This is a genomic window from Streptomyces sp. NPDC028928 (assembly GCF_055564915.1).
On sequence record NZ_JBVHVI010000001.1, the window covers coordinates 1051435 to 1073236 of the forward strand.

11 protein-coding genes are annotated in these 21802 nt (G+C 74.1%); 8 read left to right on the forward strand and 3 right to left on the reverse strand.

Annotated elements, in window-relative coordinates:
* Positions 1 to 152: 152 nt before the first annotated feature.
* The 6 genes from ACZ4U1_RS04595 (at position 153) to ACZ4U1_RS04620 (ending at position 17246) form a co-directional block, all read left to right on the forward strand.
* A complete protein-coding gene (locus tag ACZ4U1_RS04595) occupies positions 153 to 911 on the forward strand; it encodes an iron-containing redox enzyme family protein (protein WP_467899489.1) in 759 nt (252 codons plus the stop codon).
* A 37-nt stretch (positions 912 to 948) separates the two neighbouring features.
* Positions 949 to 2139 (forward strand): ornithine cyclodeaminase family protein, encoded by a 1191-nt coding sequence (locus ACZ4U1_RS04600; RefSeq protein WP_467899492.1) that lies wholly within the window; start codon positions 949 to 951, stop codon positions 2137 to 2139.
* Between the two features lie 40 nt (positions 2140 to 2179).
* Complete coding sequence (locus ACZ4U1_RS04605) at positions 2180 to 3190, forward strand: class I SAM-dependent methyltransferase (protein WP_467899494.1); 1011 nt, start codon at positions 2180 to 2182, stop codon at positions 3188 to 3190.
* 38 nt (positions 3191 to 3228) lie between these two features.
* Positions 3229 to 15474 carry an amino acid adenylation domain-containing protein gene (locus tag ACZ4U1_RS04610; protein ID WP_467899496.1) on the forward strand — a complete coding sequence of 4082 codons (12246 nt, stop codon included), beginning with the start codon at positions 3229 to 3231 and terminating at the stop codon, positions 15472 to 15474.
* A 21-nt stretch (positions 15475 to 15495) separates the two neighbouring features.
* Positions 15496 to 15717 (forward strand): MbtH family protein, encoded by a 222-nt coding sequence (locus tag ACZ4U1_RS04615; RefSeq protein ID WP_467899498.1) that lies wholly within the window; start codon positions 15496 to 15498, stop codon positions 15715 to 15717.
* Between the two features lie 314 nt (positions 15718 to 16031).
* Entirely contained in the window at positions 16032 to 17246 is a 1215-nt protein-coding gene (locus tag ACZ4U1_RS04620; protein WP_467899500.1) for a cytochrome P450, read from the forward strand.
* A gap of 14 nt (positions 17247 to 17260) precedes the next feature.
* Here ACZ4U1_RS04620 and ACZ4U1_RS04625 read toward each other — a convergent pair whose 3' ends face one another.
* The gene (locus ACZ4U1_RS04625; RefSeq protein WP_467899503.1) at positions 17261 to 18235 is read right to left on the reverse strand and encodes a phosphotransferase family protein; all 975 of its coding nucleotides are present in this window, start codon (positions 18233 to 18235) and stop codon (positions 17261 to 17263) included.
* Positions 18236 to 18421: 186 nt separating this feature from the next.
* Between ACZ4U1_RS04625 and ACZ4U1_RS04630 the strand changes: the two genes are divergently transcribed.
* On the forward strand, positions 18422 to 19411 hold the full coding sequence (locus ACZ4U1_RS04630) for an NAD-dependent epimerase/dehydratase family protein (protein WP_467899505.1): 990 nt from the start codon (positions 18422 to 18424) through the stop codon (positions 19409 to 19411).
* A gap of 69 nt (positions 19412 to 19480) precedes the next feature.
* Entirely contained in the window at positions 19481 to 19774 is a 294-nt protein-coding gene (locus tag ACZ4U1_RS04635) for a hypothetical protein (protein ID WP_467899507.1), read from the forward strand.
* Here ACZ4U1_RS04635 and ACZ4U1_RS04640 read toward each other — a convergent pair.
* Positions 19746 to 20861, reverse strand: a complete 1116-nt coding sequence (locus tag ACZ4U1_RS04640) for a sensor histidine kinase (protein ID WP_467899510.1) — start codon at positions 20859 to 20861, stop codon at positions 19746 to 19748. The two genes, ACZ4U1_RS04635 and ACZ4U1_RS04640, sit on opposite strands and share 29 nt — an antisense overlap.
* A gap of 1 nt (position 20862) precedes the next feature.
* Positions 20863 to 21543: a response regulator transcription factor gene (locus tag ACZ4U1_RS04645; protein WP_467900090.1), complete on the reverse strand. Its 681-nt coding sequence runs from the start codon at positions 21541 to 21543 to the stop codon at positions 20863 to 20865.
* Positions 21544 to 21802 lie beyond the last annotated feature (259 nt).

Genomic DNA, 21802 nt, shown 5'->3' on the forward strand with positions numbered 1-21802 from the left:
TTCGTTGACTGCGCAAAATAAACTCCCGTACGATCGACGACCGTTGATCAAAGCGGCCTGATAGGGCCCGTCGATCCCATCTGTGTGCACCCCCCGAAGGATTCATGGCGGAGACCCCGCCGCGCATCCGCGCATCCCCTGGAGGCGGAGACTTGAGTCAGGCACATACGGAAACCGGACAGCACCTCACCGCGAAACTGGAAGAGCGCATACGTGAACTCGCCAGGTCCACCGCGGCCAGCGACGCTCTCGACAACGCCTTCTACCGCACCTGGATGAACCGGGCGCTCACCGCGGACCAGGTGGAACTCTTCGCCCGCAACTTCTACGAGCGGGTGAGCGACACCCCGAACCGGATCGCCCTCGCCTTCCTGCACATGCGTGACGTCCGCGCACGGGCCGAGACCGTGGAGAACCTGGCCGACGAGATGGGCATGGGTGACTCCCGCAAGGCCCACTCGGTGCTGCTCCGGCGGTTCTTCGAGACCCTGCTGTCCCGGCTGCGCGGGGTGGACGTCGACTTCGACTCGCTCACCGCCCCCGTCCTGCCGACCACCCGCGCCCTGATCGAGGAGAGCCACCGGCTGTTCAGCAGCAGCCGCCCCGCCGAGGTCTGCGGCGCCCTCCTCGCCCAGGAGTGGCACGCCTACTCGCAGCTCGTCTTCATCTACGAGGGCGTCCGCAACTACATGCCGCTGTTCGAACTGGAAGAATTCCACGAGAACTGCGAGTACTTCTACCTGCACATCGGCGCCACGGAAAAGCAGCACAAGATCCACTCTCTTTCCACCGCCGCCCAGATGTGCCGCGACCTGGACGATTACGCCCATCTGGAGAAGGGGTTCCGCGGCTACCCCGACCTGCTGTCCGCGAACTGGGCGGAAATACACAGGGAAATCAATGCCCGCTGATCCGGAGCCACCTTCTGGGGCAGCGGAATCCACCACGGTGCTCGACCAGAGCCACATCGCCGAGATCATCCGGCGCAGGGGCAGGGACGCCGTCATGGACCGCGTCATCGACCGCCTGCAGGCGGCCTTCGCCGGCGAGCGCGCCGGACCCGACACCACACCGGCCCGCGCGGGCTTCGTCCGTGACGGCGAGCACACCGGCGTGCTGGAGTGGATGCCGCACCGGCAGCCCGGCCGGGCCATCACCCTGAAACTCGTCGCCTACACCCCCGACAACCCAGGAACCCGCGGCCTCCCCACCATCCTCAGCACCATCGCCCGCTTCGACGACGTCACCGGCCGGCTCACCGTGCTCTGCGACGGCGTCCTCCTCACGGCCCTGCGCACCGGCGCCGCCTCAGCGGTCGCCACCCGCCTCCTGGGCCGCCCCGACAGCACCGTCCTCGGCGTCATCGGCGCCGGCGCCCAGGCCGTCACCCAGGTGCACGCCCTCAGCCGGGTCCTGCCCCTGCGCGAGGTCCTGGTGCACGACATCGACCCGGACCGGGCCCGGAGCCTGGGCCGCCGAGTGGCCTTCACCGGCCTGCCGGTACGCGTCAGCGACCCCGGGACCATCGCCGCCGAGTCCCACGTCCTGTGCACCGCGACCACCGTGGCCCCCGGCGCGCCACCGGTGCTGCCCACCGTGCCAGACGCACCGGACGCACACGTCAACGCCATCGGCGCCGACCTGCCCGGCAAGACCGAACTGCCCCTGGAACTGCTGCGCCGGGCCGTCCTGGTCTGCCCCGACCACCCGGAACAGGCCCGCAGGGAAGGCGAGTGCCAGCGCCTCGACGCCTCCCGTGTCGGTCCCTCCCTCGGCCTGCTGTGCGCCGACCCAGGCCGCGCCGCGGCCTTCCGGACCGGCCTCACCGTCTTCGACTCCACCGGCACCGCGCTGGAGGACCACGTCGTCCTGGACGTGTTCGCCGAACTCGCCCGCGAGGAGGGCCTCGGCACCCCGACCCGGATCGAGTACGTGCCGGCCGACTGCGTCGACCCCTACGCGCCACCGGTCCCGGATGCCGCCCCGCCCCGGCCGCCCGGTTCGAGCCCGCCGTCACCGGGCCCGCGCTCTGCCGCACCCGCGCATGAAGGAGCGAGCGACACCAGGCCCGCACACGAAGGAACGACACGTGCGGGGCCCGCACTTGTACGAGCGAGCCGTGCCGAGCCCGGACACTGACGAGCGAGCCATGCCGGGTTCGCACATGAAGGAGCGAACCATGCCAGGCGACATCCCCGGAGACGACGTCCGAGCCCAGCTCACCGCACTACGCCGGGACCACCCGGACCTGTACGCCTGCGTCGACCGCGAGCGCGCCCTGGCCTGGGGCGCCGAGTTCCGCGCCGCGGCCCCCGACCGGGACCACTTCGGCGCCGACGCCGCCGGCGGCCGCGGCGACGCCTACGTCCGGGCCCAGGCCAGCGACATGACCGCCCGGGCCGTCGGTATCCGTCACCTCATGGACCTGGCCGTACGGCACGCCGCGGACCCCGGACCCGGCCGCGAACTGCTGCTGATCGACCTCCTCGGCGGTGACGGCCTCGTCCGGCGGGTCTGCGCGCACCTCGGCCTCGCCCGGCTCTCCGTGCTCACCTGCGACGCCTCGCCGTTCATGGTGGAGGCCGCACTCGCCGCCGGCCTCCCGGCACTTCTCCAGCGCGCCGAACGGCCGCTGATGCGCCCGGACTCCGTCGACGTGGTGCTGCTCGCCTACGGCTCCCACCACATCCCCGTCGAGCAGCGGGTGAGGGTGGCCACCGAGGCGTACCGAATGCTGCGCCCCGGCGGTGTCTTCCTGCTCCACGACTTCCTGGTCGGGTCGCCGATGGAGACCTGGTTCGCCGAGGTGGTCGACCCCTATTCCGTCACCGGGCACAAGTTCCCGCACTTCACCGGCACGGAGATCGAGGGGCTGCTCGCCAAGGCGGGCTTCGCCGAGCAGCGGCTGGTGGAGCTGGACGACCCGTACACCGTCACCGGGCCGACGCGCGAGGAGGCCGAACTGCGGCTCGGCGCCTATCTGCTGGACATGTACGGCCTGGAGCGCGCCCGCCGTCGGATGGGTGCCGAGGCGGCGGCCCGCTGGGCCCTGGAACGCGGCAAGGACGTGTTCCAGGGGGACGACACCGCGGCCCGCCGCACCATGACCGGCCAGGACCCCGCCGGCGGGGGCTGGCGCTCCGTGCTGCCCCGCCGCGCCGTGGTCGGCCTGGGCCTGAAACTCAGCTGAGCCGGCGGGCCGGCGCCCGCCCCGCAGGAGGGGTCAGCATGCTGCAAGGTTTCCGTTCCGTCCCCGAACTCTTCGACGCCCGGGCCGCCCGCACCCCGGACGCCATAGCCGTCATCGTCGACACGGGGGACGGGGAGGACGGCGGAGGTACCGGGCATGCGGGCAGTAGCGGCGGCTCCAGGACCGCCGGGTACACAGCGGGCGGCCGGAGCGCCACCGGGCCCGCCGGGCCCGCCGGGCCCGCCGTGCTCAGCTACGGGGAACTCGCCACGGCGGCCGGCCGGCTCGCCCGGCTGCTGCACGAGCGCGGCGCCGGGCCCGAGCGGGTCGTGGCCATCGCCCTGCCCCGCTCGGCCTGGACGGTCGTGGCTTCCCTAGCCGTCCTCAAGTCCGGCGCCGCCTACCTCCCCCTCGACCTCGACCTGCCCACGGCCCGCCTGCACACGATGCTCGCCGACGCCGGGCCCGTACTGCTCCTGACGGACCGCGCCACCCTGGCCCGGCTGCGCACCGCCGGCACCGCCGCACCCCAGACCGCCTCCTCACCCCAGGCGGCCTCTTCACACCAGACCGCCTCTCCGCCCCAGGCCGCCTCTCCGGCCCAGGCCGCCTCTCCGGCCCTGCTGACCGACGCGGTCCTGCTCGACGACCCGGCCGTCCGCAACGCCCTGACGGCACACCCCGCCGACCGGCCGGCCCCGACCAGCCCGGCCCACCCCGACCAGCCCTTCTACCTCCTCTACACCTCGGGCTCGACCGGGGTGCCCAAGGGTGTGGTGCTGCGGCACGAGTCGGTCACCCACCGGCTGCGCTGGATGCAGGGCGAGTACCGGCTGCGGGCCGGCGACCGCGTCCTGCACAAGACGTCCCCCGGCTTCGACGTCTCCGTCTGGGAGATGTTCTGGCCGCTGGTCACCGGCGCCACCGTCGTCGTGGCCAGCCCCGGCGGCCAGCAGGACCCCGCCTACCTCGCCTCCGTGATCCGCCGCCACCGCGTCACGACCGCCCACTTCGTTCCCTCGATGCTGGAGGTCCTGCTCCTCGAACCGGAACTCGCGCGCTGCACGGACCTGCGTCATGTCGTCTGCAGCGGCGAACCGTTCACCCCGCGCCTGGCCGAACAGTTCTTCGCCGTCCTCGACCGCACCGTCCACAATCTCTACGGCCCCACCGAGACCACCGCCTGCACCAACCGCCGTCTGGACCCCGGCCCCCTCGGCACCACCGTGCCCATCGGCCGCGCCCTCGGCGACATGCGGGTCTGGGTCCTGGACGCCACCCTGCGACCGGTGCCGCCCGGCGCCACCGGAGAGCTGTACGTGGCCGGTGCCGGGCTGGCACGGGGCTACCTCGGCCGGCCCGGGCTGACGGCGGGGCGTTTCGTCGCCTGCCCCTTCGGGGGCGAGGGCGAGCGGATGTACCGGACCGGGGACCTGGTGCGCTGGAACACCGACGGCGTGCTGGAGTTCGTGGGCCGCGCGGACGCCCAGGTGAAGGTCCGGGGTTTCCGGGTGGAGCCGGGTGAGGTGGAGGCGCGACTGGCCGCGCACGCCTCGGTGGCGCAGGCGGCGGTGGTGCCGTCGGCACGCCAGGACCTGGTGGCCTACGTCGTCCCGGCGGCCGGGACGGCATGTGATCCGGCGGAGTTGCGGGCGTTCGCGGCGCAGGTCCTGCCCGAGTACATGGTGCCGTCGGTAATTGTCCCGCTGCAGCGGCTGCCGCTGACGGTGAACGGCAAGCTGGACCGCCGCGCCCTGCCGGAACCGGAACGGACCGGCACCGCGGACGGCCGGGCACCGCGCACCCCCGAGGAGGCCCTCGTCCGCGAACTGTTCGGCGAGGTGCTGGGAGCCGACGGCGTCGGTGCCGACGACGACTTCTTCGCCCTGGGCGGGCACTCCCTGCTCGCCACCCGACTGGTCGCCCGGATCCGCGCGGCGCTCGGCACCGCGATCAGGGTTCGCGACGTGTTCGAGGCGCCGTCCCCGGCCGCGCTGGCCGGGCGGCTCGGTGGGGCGGTGGCGGCTGCGCGTCCGGTGGTCGTGCGGTCCGAGCGGCCGGAGCGGGTGCCGTTGTCGTTCGCCCAGCGCCGGCTGTGGTTCCTGAACCGGCTGGACGGGCCGGATCCCAGCTACAACGTGTCTTTCGCTCTGCGTCTGACCGGCCCGCTGGACCGGGACGCCCTGGAGCAGGCGCTGGGTGACGTGGTGGCCCGGCACGAGACACTGCGGACAGTCGTGCACGAGGTGGACGGAGAGCCGTACCAACGCGTACTGCCCACCACCGAGGCCCGACCGGTACTGGAGGCCCGGCCGGCCGGAGCCGCGGAACTGGCCGAAGTCCTGCGCGCGGGCGCGGTGCACGCCTTCGACCTGACGGCGGAACTCCCACTGCGAGCCGAACTGTTCACACTCGGTGACGACGAACACGTGGTCCAGCTGACCCTGCACCACATCGCCTGCGACGGCTGGTCCTTGCGGCCGCTGGCGGAGGACCTCTCCACCGCCTACGCGGCCCGGTGCACGGGCCGGGCCCCGAAGTGGCAGCCGCTGCCGGTGCAGTACGCGGACTACACACTCTGGCAGTACGACAATCCCCCCGACGACGACACCTACTGGACGACCACACTGGCCGGGCTGCCCGACGAACTCCCCCTGCCCACCGACCACAAGCGCTCCGCCTCGCCCGCCCACCACGGCGAACGCCTGCACCGGGCCGTCGACGCCGGCCTGCACCGCGGGGTCGTGGAGCTGGCACGGGCGTCGGGGACGAGTGTGTTCATGGTGCTGCACGCGGCCCTGGCGGCATTGCTGACACGGCTGGGCGCCGGACCGGACATCGTGGTGGGCACACCGGTGGCCGGACGCACGGACGACCGGCTGGACGCACTGGTCGGATTCTTCGTGAACACCCTGGTCCTACGGACCGACACAGGCGGGAACCCGACCTTCCGGGAACTACTGGGACGCGTACGGGAAACGGACCTCGCGGCCTACTCGCACCAGGAGACACCGTTCGAACGCCTCGTAGAGGTGCTCAACCCGCCACGGCACCCGAACCGCAACCCCCTCTTCCAGACCATGCTCGCCCTCCAGCCAGGCACGACACCCACCCCACGCCTCCACGGCCTGGACGTGGCCCTTGAGCCGGTCGCGACCAAGGCCGCGCGGTTCGACCTGTTCTTCGACCTCACCGAGGAACGCGACGCGCAGGGCGCCCCCGCCGGACTCGCCTGCGTCCTCGCATACGACGCCGCACTGTTCGCACAGGCCACGGCGGAGAAGCTGTGGTGGCGGCTGGAGACCCTGCTCCGCGAGGTGATCGCGGACGCCGACCGCAAGATCGGCGACATCGACCTCCTCACCCCGGAGGAGCACCGACTGCTGCGGCCGCCCGCCGCGCCCGCCGCCGCGCTCTCCGGCACCGTCCCGGAGGCCTTCCGCGCCCAGGCGGCCCGCACCCCGGATGCCGTCGCCGTGTCCGGACCCGACGCCGAATTCACCTATCGCGCCCTGGACGAGGCCTCCGACCGGCTCGCCGCCCGCCTCGCCCAGGAGGGGGTGCGCCCCGGTGCCGCGGTCGCCGTCCTGCACCGCCGCTCGACCCGGGCGGTCGTCTCCGTGCTGGCCGTCCTGAAGGCCGGCGCCGCCTATGTCCCCCTCGACCCGGCCGCTCCGCCGCACCGCAGGAACCGCGTCCTGGCCGACGCCTCCGTGGCCCTCGTCCTCACCGACGTGCCCGGCCCGGCCCCGGACTGGCCCGGCCACGTCCGTACGCTCACCGTCCCGGACCCGGCCCCCGCCGCGCCGGCCGGCCCGGCCCCGGAGCCCGCCGCGCCCCGGCCGGACGACCTTGCCTACGTCATGCACACCTCGGGCTCCACCGGAGTCCCGAAGGGCATCATGACCACCCACGCCGACATCGTGGCGCTGACTCGCGAGCCGGTCTGGCGGACGGGCGGTTACGAGCGCGTCCTGTGGCATTCGCCCCTGGCCTTCGACGCCTCCACGTTCGAGCTGTGGGTGCCTCTGCTCACCGGCGGCACCGTCGTCGTCGCGCCGCCGGGAGACGTGGACGGTCCGGTGATCCGCGACCTCGTCACCCGGCACGGCGTCACCGCGCTCTGGCTCACCGCGGGCCTGTTCCATGTGCTCGCCGATGAGCAGCCCGGCTGCTTCCATGGCATCCGCAGGCTGTGGGCCGGCGGCGACGCGGTGTCGCCGGACGCCGTACGCCGGGTCCTGCGCGCCGAGCCCGGCCTGGAGATCACCAACGGTTACGGCCCCACCGAGACCACCACCTTCGCCACCCGCCACATCGTTCCGGCCGCCGACACCCTCGGCGACCGCGTCCCCATCGGCCGGCCCCTGCACGGCATGCGGGCGTTCGTGCTGGACGAGTCGCTGCGGCTGGTGCCGCCCGGCGCCACCGGAGAGCTGTACGTGGCCGGTCCCGGGCTGGCACGGGGCTACCTCGGCCGGCCGGGGCTGACGGCGGGGCGTTTCGTCGCCTGTCCCTTCGGGGGCGAGGGCGAGCGGATGTACCGGACCGGGGACCTGGTGCGCTGGAACACCGACGGCGAACTGGAGTTCATCGGCCGCGCCGACACCCAGGTGAAGATCCGCGGCCACCGCGTCGAGCCGGGCGAGGTGGAGGCACGACTGGCCGCGCACGCCTCGGTGGCGCAGGCGGCGGTGGTGCCGTCGGCACGCCAGGACCTGGTGGCCTACGTCGTCCCGGCGGCCGGGACGGCATGTGATCCGGCGGAGTTGCGAACGTTCGCGGCCCAGGCCCTGCCCGAGTACATGGTGCCCTCGGCGATCGTCCCGCTGCAGCGGCTGCCCCTGACGGTGAACGGCAAGCTGGACCGCCGCGCCCTGCCGGAACCGGAACGCTCGACCGTGCCTCACGGCCGCCCGCCCCGCACCCCGCGCGAGCAGGCCCTGTGCCGGCTGTTCGCCGAGGTGCTGGAACGGGACCGGGTCAGCATCGACGACGACTTCTTCGCCCTGGGCGGGCACTCCCTGCTCGCCACCCGACTGGTCAGCCGGGTGCGCACGGTCCTCGGGGTCGAACTGCGGATCCGGGACCTCTTCGAGGCACCCACCCCTGTCCGGTTGTCGGCCCGGGTCGCAACCGCCGACCGGGGCCGGCCCGCACTGGCCCCGCAGCCCCGCCCCGCCCGGATCCCGTTGTCGTTCGCCCAGCGCCGGTTGTGGTTCCTGAACCGGCTGGACGGGCCGGATCCCAGCTACAACGTGTCTTTCGCTCTGCGTCTGACCGGCCCGCTGGACCGGGACGCCCTGGAGCGGGCGCTGGGTGACGTGGTGGCCCGGCACGAGACACTGCGGACAGTCGTGCACGAGGTGGACGGAGAGCCGTACCAACGCGTACTGCCCACCACCGAGGCCCGACCGGTACTGGAGGCCCGGCCGGCCGGAGCCGCGGAACTGGCCGAAGTCCTGCGCGCGGGCGCGGTGCACGCCTTCGACCTGACGGCGGAACTCCCACTGCGAGCCGAACTGTTCACACTCGGTGACGACGAACACGTGGTCCAGCTGACCCTGCACCACATCGCCTGCGACGGCTGGTCCTTGCGGCCGCTGGCGGAGGACCTCTCCACCGCCTACGCGGCCCGGTGCACGGGCCGGGCCCCGAAGTGGCAGCCGCTGCCGGTGCAGTACGCGGACTACACACTCTGGCAGTACGACAATCCCCCCGACGACGACACCTACTGGACGACCACACTGGCCGGGCTGCCCGACGAACTCCCCCTCCCGGTGGACCGCCCCCGCAGCACCACCGGCCAGCGCGGCGGTGCCCTCGTGTCCACCCGGATACCGGTGGAGCTGCACCGCGGGGTCGTGGAGCTGGCACGGGTGTCGGGGACGAGTGTGTTCATGGTGCTGCACGCGGCGCTGGCGGCATTGCTGACACGGCTGGGCGCCGGACCGGACATCGTGGTGGGCACACCGGTGGCCGGACGCACGGACGACCGGCTGGACGCACTGGTCGGATTCTTCGTGAACACCCTGGTCCTACGGACCGACACGGGCGGGGACCCGACCTTCCGGGAACTGCTGGGACGCGTACGGGAAACGGACCTCGCGGCCTACTCGCACCAGGAGACACCGTTCGAACGCCTCGTAGAGGTGCTCAACCCGCCACGGCACCCGAACCGCAACCCCCTCTTCCAGACCATGCTCGCCCTCCAGTCGGGCGCGACACCCACCCCCGACCTGCCACACCTGGACGTCGGCCTCGAACCCGTCGACACCGGCGCCGCCAAGTTCGACCTGTTCTTCGACCTCATCGAGGAGCGCGACGCGCAGGGCGCCCCCGCCGGACTCGGGATGCGCATCCGCTACGCGACGGCCCTCTTCGAGCACACCACGGCCGAGCGCATCGGCACGTACCTGATCCGGCTGCTCGGTGCGGCGACGACCCGCCCCGACCTCCCCATCGGCACCCACGAGCTCATCGCCCCCGCCGAGCGGGAGCAGCTGCTCGCGTGGGGACAGGGCCCCGCCGTCACGCCCGGACACCGCACGGTGGCCGAGGTGTTCGAGGCCCAGGCGGCCCGCACCCCGGACCGTACGGCCCTCGTCCACGGCGCGCGGCGGCTCACCTACGCGCAGCTCAACGCGCGGGCCAACCGCCTCGCCCATCTGCTCACCGCGCGGGGCGCCGGGCCGGGCGGACGCGTCGCGCTCTGCCTGCCGGCGTCGGCCGACATGGTCGTGGCACTGCTCGCCGTCCTGAAGAGCGGAGCCGCCTACCTCCCCGTGGACCCCGGTTACCCGGTGGACCGGCTGCGCCGCATCCTCGCCGACGCGGCCCCGGCGCTCCTCGTCACCACCCGGGCCGACGACCCGCCGGCGGACGCTCCGGCGCCCCGGCGGATCCTCCTCGACGACCCGGCGGTCCACGGCGCGCTGGACCGCTCCCCGGAGACGGACCCCGACGACCGGGCGCGCCCGCGCCCGCTCGACGGCGCGGACACCGCGTACATCCTGTACACCTCCGGCTCGACCGGCGAACCGCGCGGTGTGGAAGTGCCGCACAGCGCCGTGGTCAACTACTGCGCCGGACTGCGGGCCGCGCTGCCGGCGCCCCGGCTGTGGGCGGACGGCTCCGAAGCCGCGCTGGTCTCCCCGTTCGTCTTCGACGGATCGCTGAAGCAACTCGCCCTGATGCTGCGCGGTGTTCCCCTGCACGTCCTGCCGGACGACATCCGGCGCGACGCCGAGGCGCTCACCTCGTACGTCCGGGAGCAGCAGGTCACCACCGTCAACTGCACCCCCTCCTATCTGCGCGCCCTCACCGAGGCCGGGCTGTTCGAGTCCGCTCAGCGGCCCGCCGTCCTGCTGGTCGGCGGTGAGGCGATCACCGAGGAGACCTGGCGGGCCCTCGCCGCCACCGAGGGCGTCACCTTCTACAACCACTACGGCCCGACCGAGTGCACCATCAACACCCTGATCGCCGAGGTCACGGGCAGTACCCCGGTGATCGGCACGCCCATGGCGAACGTCCGCGTGCACGTGCTGGACGAGTCGCTGCGGCTGGTGCCGCCCGGCACGACCGGAGAGCTGTACGTGGCCGGTGCCGGGCTGGCACGGGGCTACCTCGGCCGGCCGGGGCTGACGGCGGGGCGTTTCGTGGCCTGTCCCTTCGGGGGCGAGGGCGAGCGGATGTACCGGACCGGGGACCTGGTGCGCTGGAACGCCGACGGCGTGCTGGAGTTCGTGGGCCGCGCGGACGCCCAGGTGAAGGTCCGGGGTTTCCGGGTGGAGCCGGGTGAGGTGGAGGCGCGACTGGCCGCGCACGCCTCGGTGGCGCAGGCGGCGGTGGTGCCGTCGGCACGCCAGGACCTGGTGGCCTACGTCGTCCCGGCGGCCGGGACGGCATGTGATCCGGCGGAGTTGCGGGCGTTCGCGGCGCAGGTCCTGCCCGAGTACATGGTGCCGTCGGTAATTGTCCCGCTGGAGCGGCTGCCGCTGACGGTGAACGGCAAGCTGGACCGCCGCGCCCTGCCGGAACCGGAACGGACCGGCACCGCGGACGGCCGGGCACCGCGCACCCCCGAGGAGGCCCTCGTCCGCGAACTGTTCGGCGAGGTGCTGGGAGCCGACGGTGTCGGTGCCGACGACGACTTCTTCGCCCTGGGCGGGCACTCCCTGCTCGCCACCCGACTGGTCAGCCGGGTGCGCACGGTCCTCGGGGTCGAACTGCGGATCCGGGACCTCTTCGAGGCACCCACCCCCGCCCGGTTGTCGGCCCGCGTCGCAACCGCCGCCCGGGCCCGGCCCGCGCTGACCCCACGCCCCCGCCCCGCCCGGATCCCGCTGTCGTCCGCCCAGCGCCGGCTGTGGTTCCTGAACCGGCTCGACGGGCCGGACCCGAGCTACAACATCCCCTTCGCACTGCATCTGACCGGCCCGTTGGACCGGGACGCCCTGGAACGGGCGCTGGGTGACGTGGTGGCCCGGCACGAGACACTGCGGACAGTCGTGCACGAGGTGGACGGAGAGCCGTACCAGCGGGTACTGCCCGCCGCCGAGGCCCGGCCCGACCTGGCCGTCGTACCCGTGCGCCGCGGCAGGCTCGCCGAGGCCGTGCGCACGGCCGCCCGCCGGACCTTCGACCTGACGACCGGGCTCCCCGTGCACGGCGAACTGCTCGTGGTCGGTGAGGACGAGCACGTCCTCGTGCTGACCGTGCACCACATCGCGTGCGACGGCTGGTCCAACGGCCCCCTCGCCCGCGACCTCGCCGCCGCCTACGCGGCCCGGTGCGCGGGCCGGGCCCCGAAGTGGCAGCCGCTGCCGGTGCAGTACGCGGACTACACGCTCTGGCAGTACGACAATCCCCCCGACGACAACGCCTACTGGACGACCGTACTGGCCGGGCTGCCCGAGGAACTGGCCCTGCCCACCGACCGGCCCCGCCCGACCGAGGCCACCCGGACGGGCGAACTCCTGCACGGACGGATACCGGCGGAGCTGCACCGGGGGATCGTGGAGCTGGCACGGGTGTCGGGGACGAGTGTGTTCATGGTGCTGCACGCGGCGCTGGCGGCATTGCTGACACGGCTGGGCGCCGGACCGGACATCGTGGTGGGCACACCGGTGGCCGGACGCACGGACGACCGGCTGGACGCACTGGTCGGATTCTTCGTGAACACCCTGGTCCTACGGACCGACACAGGCGGGAACCCGACCTTCCGGGAACTGCTGGGACGCGTACGGGAAACGGACCTCGCGGCCTACTCGCACCAGGAGACACCGTTCGAACGCCTCGTAGAGGTGCTCAACCCGCCACGGCACCCGAACCGCAACCCCCTCTTCCAGACCATGCTCGCCCTCCAGAACACCCCCCGCGGCGACTTCGGGTTCCCCGGGCTGACCGTGCGGCAGGAGACCGTCGGCACCGGTACCTCGCGGTTCGACCTCACCTTCCTGCTGACCGAGGAGCACCGGCCGGACGGCACCCCCGACGGGTTGCGCGCCACCGTCGAGTTCAGCACCGAGCTGTTCGACCGGGAGAGCGTCGCCGCCCTCCTCGACCGTCTCGTCCGGTTCCTGGACGCCGCCCTGCGCGACCCCGACCGGCCCATCGGCGCCGCCGACCTGCTCTCGCCCGCCGAACGGCACACCCTGCTCGCCGCGGACACCCCCGCCGTGCCCGTACGGCGCACCGCGCCCGAACTCTTCGAGGCACAGGTCCGCCGCACCCCCGGCGCCCCCGCGTGCAGCCACGCCGAAGGCGTCCTCACCTACCGTGAACTCGACGCCCGCGCCAACCGGCTGGCGCGCCACCTCGCCGCGCTCGGCGCCGGACCCGAGCGGCTCGTCGCCGTCGCCCTGCCCCGAGGCCTCGACCTGCCCGTCGCCCTGCTCGCCATCCTCAAGGCGGGCGCCGTCTACCTGCCGCTCGACCTTGCCCATCCGGACACCCGGATCCGGGCCGTCCTCGCCGACGCCGGCCCCGACGTCGTCCTCACCCGCACCGCCGCCCTGCCCCGGCTCGCCCACCGCGGCACCACCGTCGTCCTTGACGCCCCCGCCACCCTGCGGACGCTCTCCGCGCTCCCCGACGACCCGCCCGGCCACCGCCCCGACCCGGCGACCCTCGCCTACGTCATCTACACCTCCGGCTCCACCGGCACCCCCAAGGGCGTCGCCATGCCCCACCGCGGCCTGGCCAACCTCCTCGCCTGGCACCGCGGCCGCTTCCCCGGCGGCCCCGGCACCCGCGTCGGCCAGTTCACCGCCCTCGGCTTCGACTTCTCCGTGCAGGAGATCCTGGCCACCCTCGTCACCGGCAAGACCCTCGTCCTGCCCGACGAGGAGACCCGCCGGGACGGGGACCGCGCCACCCGCTGGCTCGCGGACGAACACGTCAACGAGCTGTACGCGCCGACCTCCGTCATCGACGCCCTGCTGGATTCCGCCGCTGCCCGCGGCCGTGACCTGCCCGACCTGACCGACCTCCTCCAGGGCGGCGAGGCCCTGACCGCCACGCCCCGCCTGAAGGACTTCTGCGCCCCCCGCCCGGGCCGGCCCGCCCGGCGCGTCCACAACGTGTACGGCCCCGCCGAGACGCACGCCGTCACCACCCACACCCTCGACGGCGACCCCGCCGGCTGGCCGCACACCGTCCCCCTCGGCGACCCGGTCAGCAACCTCCGGCTCCTGGTGCTGGACGCCTCCCTCAACCCCGTACCGCCCGGCGTGACCGGCGAGCTGTACGCCACCGGCGCCGGGGTCGCCCGCGGCTACCTGCGGCGGCCCGCCCTGACCGCGGCCCGCTTCGTGGCCTGCCCGTACGGGCCGCCCGGCACGGTCATGTACCGCACCGGGGACCTCGTGCGCCGCACCCGGCACGGACAACTGGAATACCTCGGGCGCGCCGACGGCCAGGTGAAGATCCGCGGCTTCCGGGTCGAGCCCGGCGAGATCGAGGCGCGCCTCGCCACCCACCCTGCCGTGGCCCGGGCCGCCGTCGTCGCCCGCCCCGCCGCCGACGGCGGACAGGAACTCGTCGGCTACGTGGTGCCCCGCCCTGGCCACGACGCCGATCCGGCGGCCCTGCGCGCCCATGTCGCGGACGCCCTGCCCGACCACATGGTCCCCGCGCACCTCGTCCAGCTGGACACGCTGCCGCTCACCGCCAACGGCAAACTCGACAAGCGCGCCCTCCCGGCACCGGCGGCCGGCGCCGCCCCCGGCCCGGGCCGCGCCCCCGCCAACCCGCACGAGGAACTGCTCTGCACGCTCTTCGCGGAGGTCCTCGGCCGGCCCCGGGCCGGCGCCGACGACGACTTCTTCGCCCTCGGCGGCCACTCCCTGCTGCTGATCCGCCTCATCACCCGGATCCGCACCCTGCTCGGCGCCGAACTCCCGCTCAGCGCCGTCTTCCGCGACCCCACCCCGGCCCGGCTGGCCCGCCGGCTCGGCAGCAGCGACGACCAGGACTGGCTCGACCCGCTGCTGCCGCTGCGCCCCACCGGCAGCGGGCCTGCCCTGTTCTGCCTGCACCCCGGCAGCGGCCTCGGCTGGTGCTACGCCGCCCTCATGCGGCATCTGCCCGACCACCCCGTCTACGCCCTCCAGGCACGCGGGCTCGCCCGGTCGCAGCCCATGCCGGACAGCGTCGACACCATGGCAGCCGACTACCTCGGCCAGATACGCAAGATCCAGCCCGCCGGCCCCTACCACCTCGTGGGCTGGTCGCTGGGCGGCATGGTCGCCCACAACATCGCCGCCCGGCTGGAGCAGGCCGGGGAACAGGTCGCGCTGCTCGCCCTGCTGGATGCCCGGCCCGCCCCGCCCGGCGCACCGGCCACCCCCTCCTGGGACCCCACCGACGAAGGGGAACTGCTGATCAGGGCCCTCGACTCGTTCGACCCGGACGTGCTGCGCGCCGCGGAGGCGCCCACCGACCGGGCCGCCCTGCGCGCCCTCCTGCATCGCGAGGGCAGCGCCCTCGCCGCCCTGGACGAACACACCCTCGACACCCTGGTCGAGGTGTACGCCCACAGCGTCGGCATCCTCGGCCGCTACCGCCCGCCCCACTACGGCGGCGACGCCCTGCTGTTCAGCGCCGACCTCGACTCCCACCGCCTCCCGATCGACGAGGCCTGGCGCCCCTTCATCGCCGGCACTCGGACCCCCCACTCCGTGCCCTGCCGGCACACCCACATGCTGCGGCCGGACCCCGCCGCCCGGATCGCCCGCGTCCTCGCCGAGGCCCTGCACGGCCCCGCCCGGCCCGGGCACTGACCAGGAGGAGCCCCGCATCCCATGGACACCGCCAACCCCTTCGACGACCCCGACGGCCGCTTCCTGGTGCTGGTCAACGCCGAGAACCAGCACTCGCTGTGGCCGGCCCCGATCGCCGTACCGCCCGGCTGGCGGGTCGCCCACCCCGAGGACAGCCGGGACGCCTGCCTCGCCTACGTCGAGGAACACTGGACCGACATGCGCCCGGCCGGCCTGGTCCGCGCCCAGGACGGCGGGGCCTGACCCGGCCGGGAACAGCGGACGGCGGGACACCGGGGTGAGCCGACGCCGGACGCAGGGCCGGCTGGTTGCCTGAAGCGTCCGTTCTGCGAGGCCGGCCGATCTCCCGCATAGTGGACGCGGTGGCCTCTTCCAGGGGCAGCCCAGCTGACCGGATCAGCGCCTTTGTGCATCGGCCGGCCCCCGACATCCCGGCGGGAAGCGTCTCCGACACGGTGACGGGCCGTGCCGACATCGTTGTCCGACGCTCGGCGGCCGGCACGGGAAGGACCCGCACCTCGGAAGCGACGCGCCCAGCGGCGCGCAAAGGAGGCTGTATGTCGTTCCACGACACGGCAGTGCCCGTCTGCCCGTTCGACTTCGCCGACGCGCTGGAGTTCGACCCCGCGCTGGCCGCGCTGGCGGAGCGCGGCCCGGTCAGCCGGATCCGCTTGCCCTACGGCGAGGCCGAGGCGTGGCTGGTGACCAGCTTCGCCGGAGTGCGTCAGGTGACCTGTGATCCCAGGTTCAGCCGGGCGGCGATCGTGGGGCGCGACTATCCGAGGATGACGCCCGAGCCCATCGTGTCACCGGAGTCGATCAACGTGACGGACCCGCCGCACGTCACCCGGCTGCGGCATGTGACGGCCCAGGCGTTCACCCGGGAGCGGGTGGCGGCCATGCGGCCGGCCGTGGACCGGGTGGTGGCCGGGCTGCTCACGGCGATGGCGGAGGCGGGGCCGCCGGCGGACCTGGTGACCCATCTGTCGGTTCCGCTGCCCCACCTGACGATCTGCGAGCTGCTCGCCGTCCCCGAGGCCGACCGCGACGAGCTGCGCGCGTACACCATGCGGCTGCTGGCCACGTCCCCGGACGCCCGGCAGGACGCGGCCGACGCCAAGGCCAGCCTCCGGAAGTACTTCGCCGAACTCATCCCGGCCCGCCGGAGCGCGCCCGGCGAGGACCTGCTCAGCGCGATGGCCACCGCCGAGGTGCCGCCGGGCGAGGAGCCGCTGAGCGACGACGAGTTGGCGGTGCTGGCGGTGACGCTGATCCTCAGCGGCAACGACACCGCGACCTGCCAGATCAGCAACATCGCCTATCTGCTGCTGACCCGGCCCGAGGAGCGCGCCGCGCTCGCGCGCGACCCGGAGCGGTTCCCCGGCGCGCTGGAGGAGCTGCTGCGGTTCATCCCCTTCCGCAAGGGCGTGGGCATCCCGCGGATCGCGCTGGAGGACGCGGAGATCGAGGGGACCGCCATCAAGGCCGGCGACTACGTGCACGTGTCCTACCTGGCGGCCAACCGCGACCCGGCCGTCTTCCCGGACCCGCACACGCTCGACCTCGAACGGCCGGTGCACCCGCACATGACGTTCGGCTGGGGCGGGCACCACTGCCTCGCCGCACCGCTCGCCCGGGCGGAGCTGGACAGCGCGGTCACCGGACTGCTGACGCGCTTCCCCGGCCTGCGTCTCGACGTCGACCCCGGCGACATCCAGTGGGACACCGGCACCATCCGCCGCTTCCCGCTGCGCCTGCCGGTCACCTGGTAGGGCCGGAGCGGGCGTCAGCCGTACCGCTCGAAGAGCGCTTGGAGGTACGCCTCCAGGCGCTCCGTGAGAACGGCGGGTGTCAGGTCGTGCCTGCCCAGTTCCCGCCAGGGCTCGGCGACCTTCTCGGCGTCCGGAGCGAAGGCCAGCGCGTCGAGGATCCGCCAGTACAGGTGGCCGGCCGGCTCCTCGGCGAGTGTTCCGCCGGCCGCGACGTAGTGCTCCGCCAGGCTCATGCCCACGGGCACTCCGTGCAGCAGGGCGAGCGCCGTCGAGCAGTGGGCCACGTCCAGGTCGGCGGGGCCCCAGGACGTCTCCACCCAGTCCACGACACCCGTGATCGCCAGATCCGCACCCGTTCCCGAGAACAGCACGTTCCCCGGGTGGAAGTCGCGGTGCAGGAAGCAGGGCCGGTGTGCCGGGGGCGGTCGGCGGATCACGTCCACGGCACGCCGCCACACGTCCGGCCGTCCCGGGCTCCGGGGCAGCCGCACCCGCTCCGGGCCGGTCCACGCCTCGTAGGCGCGCGGCCGTGCTCCTTCCGGCACGGACACCGCGTGTATCGCGACGAGTTGCCGGGCGAGGAGTTCCGTCGTCCGCCCGATGCCCTCCCCCGTCAGCCGGAGCGTCCCGGGAAGCGACGACATCAGCAGGGACGGGTGTTCGCAGTGCTCGGCCGTGGCGTCGACGGCGTGCAGCCGGGCGGCCGGGACGCTGCTGTCCGCGAGCAGCCGGAGGACGTCCGCTTCCCGCGTGAGCAGTCCCCGCGCGTGCCTGACGTAGAACGGCTTGACGAACGACCGCAGGACGAGGGAGTACCGCTCGCCGTTCCCCTCGACGTCGAGCCGCCGCATCCGTGAGGTCCAGCCCCCGCGCAGCCGCGCCCCACCACGGATCCGTTCACCGGGGCGCAGGCTCCGCTCCACCCACAGACGCGTCCGGGTCCCCTCCGTGCCGGCCTCGCCGGCTGCCGTGCTCTCGCCCTCGGTCACGGCAGCAGCCTAACGACCACGGTCTTCGCGGTGCGCATCACCGACGGCCCCCGCACCGGCCCGTACGCCGTCCGCGACCCCGAGAGGCTGTCGCGGACGGTGCGGGAGCCCGGGCACGGCTTACGGAGTCGTGACGTACGGGCGCGGTCTCGTGTTCCGCCGCCGTGGCGGGCCTAGCGTGGGCGTATGCGGGTTCTGGTCACCGGCGGTGCCGGGTTCATCGGGTCTCATGTCGTCGAGGCGCTGAGGGCGCGCGGGCACGAGGCGGTGGTGTTCGACGTACGGACGGATCCGGGCGCGGACGTACGCGACCCGGTGGCGGTCGCGCGGGCCGTGGCCGGTGTGGACGCCGTCTGTCATCAGGCCGCGATGGTCGGGCTCGGGGTCGGGTTCGGGGACGCGGCCGAGTACGTCTCCCGCAACGACCTGGGCACCGCGGTACTGCTCTCCGCCATGGCCGACGCGGGGGTACGGCACCTGGTGCTGGCCGGGTCGATGGTGGTGTACGGGGAGGGGCGGTACGTGTGCCCGCGCGACGGGGTCGTCCGGCCGGGGCCGCGGGCGGTCGCCGATCTGGACGCGGGGCGGTTCGAGCCGAGGTGCCCGGTGTGCGGCGCGGAACTGGCTCCGGGGCTGGTCGGCGAGGACGCGCCGGCCGATCCGCGCAACGTGTACGCCACGACCAAGCTCGCCCAGGAGCATCTGGCCGCCGCCTGGGCCAGGGCGACCGGCGGGTCCGCCGTGTCGCTGCGCTACCACAACGTGTACGGGCCCCGCATGCCCCGCGACACCCCGTACGCCGGTGTCGCCTCCTTCTTCCGGTCCGCGCTCGCCCGCGGTGAGGCACCGCGGGTGTTCGAGGACGGGCGGCAGCGGCGGGACTTCGTGCACGTGCGGGACGTGGCCGCGGCCAACGTCGTGGCGCTGGAGGCAGATTGCCCTCCGGGGGTGCTGACCGCGTACAACACCGGCAGCGGTGAGCCGCACACCGTCGCAGAGATGGCCCGCGCGCTGGCCGACGCCCACGGCGGGCCCGCGCCGGTCGTCACCGGGGAGTACCGGCTGGGGGACGTACGGCACATCACGGCCGACTCCTCGCGGCTGCGGGCCGAACTGGGCTGGAAGCCGGAGGTCGGATTCGCGGAGGGGATGCGGGAGTTCGCGGCCGCCGGGTGAACGAGTGCGCCGGGAGCGTGCCGCGCAAGTCCGGCGATCACCGCGGACGGGGGGATTCGGCCGGCCTCGGTGGCGGACGCCGGGGCGGTGGCCGAGTTGCGGGACGGGGTCGCTCCGGCGCCCGCCTGGGTGCTCGAGGTGGGCGGCGCGTCCGCCGGCTGTGTGCCGCTGCGCCCGGCCGAGGACGCCCACCGGCTGGAACACTTCCACCTGGCCCCGCGCCTTCAGGGCAGCGGCGTCCCGGCCCGGCTGAACGTCCTGCGGGGCGGTCCGGCCCGGCGGCTGTACGAGCGGCACGGATTCACCCGCGAGACCGAGGGTCCGGTGGACGTGTTCATGGTGCGGGAGCCGCGGGCAGGGTGACCTCGAAGCGGCAGCCGCCGGGGATGTTGCGTACGGTGGCCCGGCCCCGGTGGGCCTCGACGATGCCGCGCACGATGGCGAGGCCCAGGCCCGCGCCGGCCGGCGGGGTGCGGGCGTGGGTACCGCGCCAGCCGGTGTCGAAGACGCGGGGCAGGTCCTCCTCGGGGATGCCGCCGCAGGCGTCGGTCACGGACAGGACCACGCCGTCGGGCGACCGCTCGGCGGCGACGGCCACCGTGCCGTCGGCGGGCGTCCGGCGGATGGCGTTGACCAGCAGGTTGCCCAGGACGCGGCTCATCTCCTTGGCGTCGACCTCGACCGGGACCGGCTCCACCCGGTCGCCGACCAGCCGTACGCCGTGGGCTCGGGCGAGCGGGTCGGCTCCCGCGAGGGCGTCGCCGACGAGGTCGTAGAGGGAGATCCGGGACGGTGCCAGGGGGAGGGTTCCGGCGTGGATGCGGGAGAGTTCGAACAGGTCGCCGACCATGTCGTTGAGGCGCTCCACCTCGGTGCGGATCTGCTTCAGATAGCGTTCCGGGTCGGCGGCGACACCGTCCTCGAGGGCCTCCGACATGGCGCGCAGACCGGCGAGCGGGGTGCGCAGGTCGTGGGAGATCCAGGCGACGAGTTCCCGGCGTGAGGTCTCCAGCAGGCGTTCCCGCTCCCGGGATTCGGCGAGTCGCGCACTGGTGGCGGCCAACTCGCGGCTCAATTCGGCCAGTTCGGCGGTGGCCGGGCCCGCGGGGGCGGCGAAGTCGCCGGCCTCGCCGAAGGAGCGTGCCGCCAGGGCGAGTTCACGGCTGCGGGCGACGACCCAGCGGCCCAGCAGCAGGGCGGTGGCGAGGGAGACCACGGCCGCCATCGCGACGACCGTCGTCACCACGGTCAGGTCGTGCGGGGACAGGAACATCGCCCAGGCGACCGCGAGGGTGCCGGCGAGCACGCCGCCCACGCCGACGGCGGCGACGACGGCGAGGGACACGGTGAGCGAGCGGCGCCGCAGCAGCCGGAGCGCGGCGGCCCCCGCGAGGCCGGTGGCGGCGGCCCCGGCGAAGGCGTACAGGGCGATGAGGAGGGTGTCGCGCATGTCAGTCCTCCGCGTCCCGGCCGCTCGGGTCGAAGCGGTAGCCGACGCCCCACACGGTCTGGATCAGGCGCGGCCGGGCCGGGTCGTCCTCGACCTTGCCGCGCAGCCGGCGGATGTGGACCGTCACGGTGGAGAGGTCGCCGAAGTCCCAGCCCCACACCTCGCGCATCAGGTCCTCCCGGCTGTACGCCCGGCCCGGGTGCCGCAGGAAGAAGGCGAGGAGGTCGAACTCGCGGAGAGTGAGGGCGAGTTCCGTGCCGTCCTTGGTGGCGCGGCGGGCGGCGGGGTCGACGGTGAGGCCGGCCGCGGCCAGCGGGCCGGTGAGGGTGCCCGGGCGGGCGCGGCGGAGCACCGACTGTACCCGCAGGACCAGTTCGCGGGGGCTGAACGGCTTGGTCACGTAGTCGTCGGCACCGACCTCCAGCCCGAGGATGCGGTCGTCCTCGTCACCGCGGGCGGTGAGCATCACGACCGGCACGGAGGCCCGCGCACGCAACCGGCGGCAGACCTCCAGGCCGTCCATGCCGGGCAGCATCAGGTCGAGCACCACGAGGTCGGGCCAGTGGGCGGTGGCGCGGGTCAGGGCGGTGGGCCCGTCGTCGGCCCGGTCCACGACATAGCCGGCACGACCGAGATACCCGGCGACGACCTCACCAACGGTCGCGTCATCGTCAACGACCAGGACTCGGGCGGCGCCGGGGGCGGGCGCGGGAGCCGGGGCGGCGGGGGTGGGTGCGGGAGACGGGGCGACGGTGCCGGGCGCGGGCGCGGGAGACGGGGCGGCGGCACCGGATGCGGGGGCGCGAGCCTGGTCGACAGCGCCGGGCGCGGAAGCCGGGGCGACGGTAGCCGGGGCGGCCGCAGGGGCCTGGGCGACAGCGCCCGACGCCGGGCCCGGGCCAGCGGTGCCAGGAGCGGGCGCGGGAGACGGGGCGGCGGCA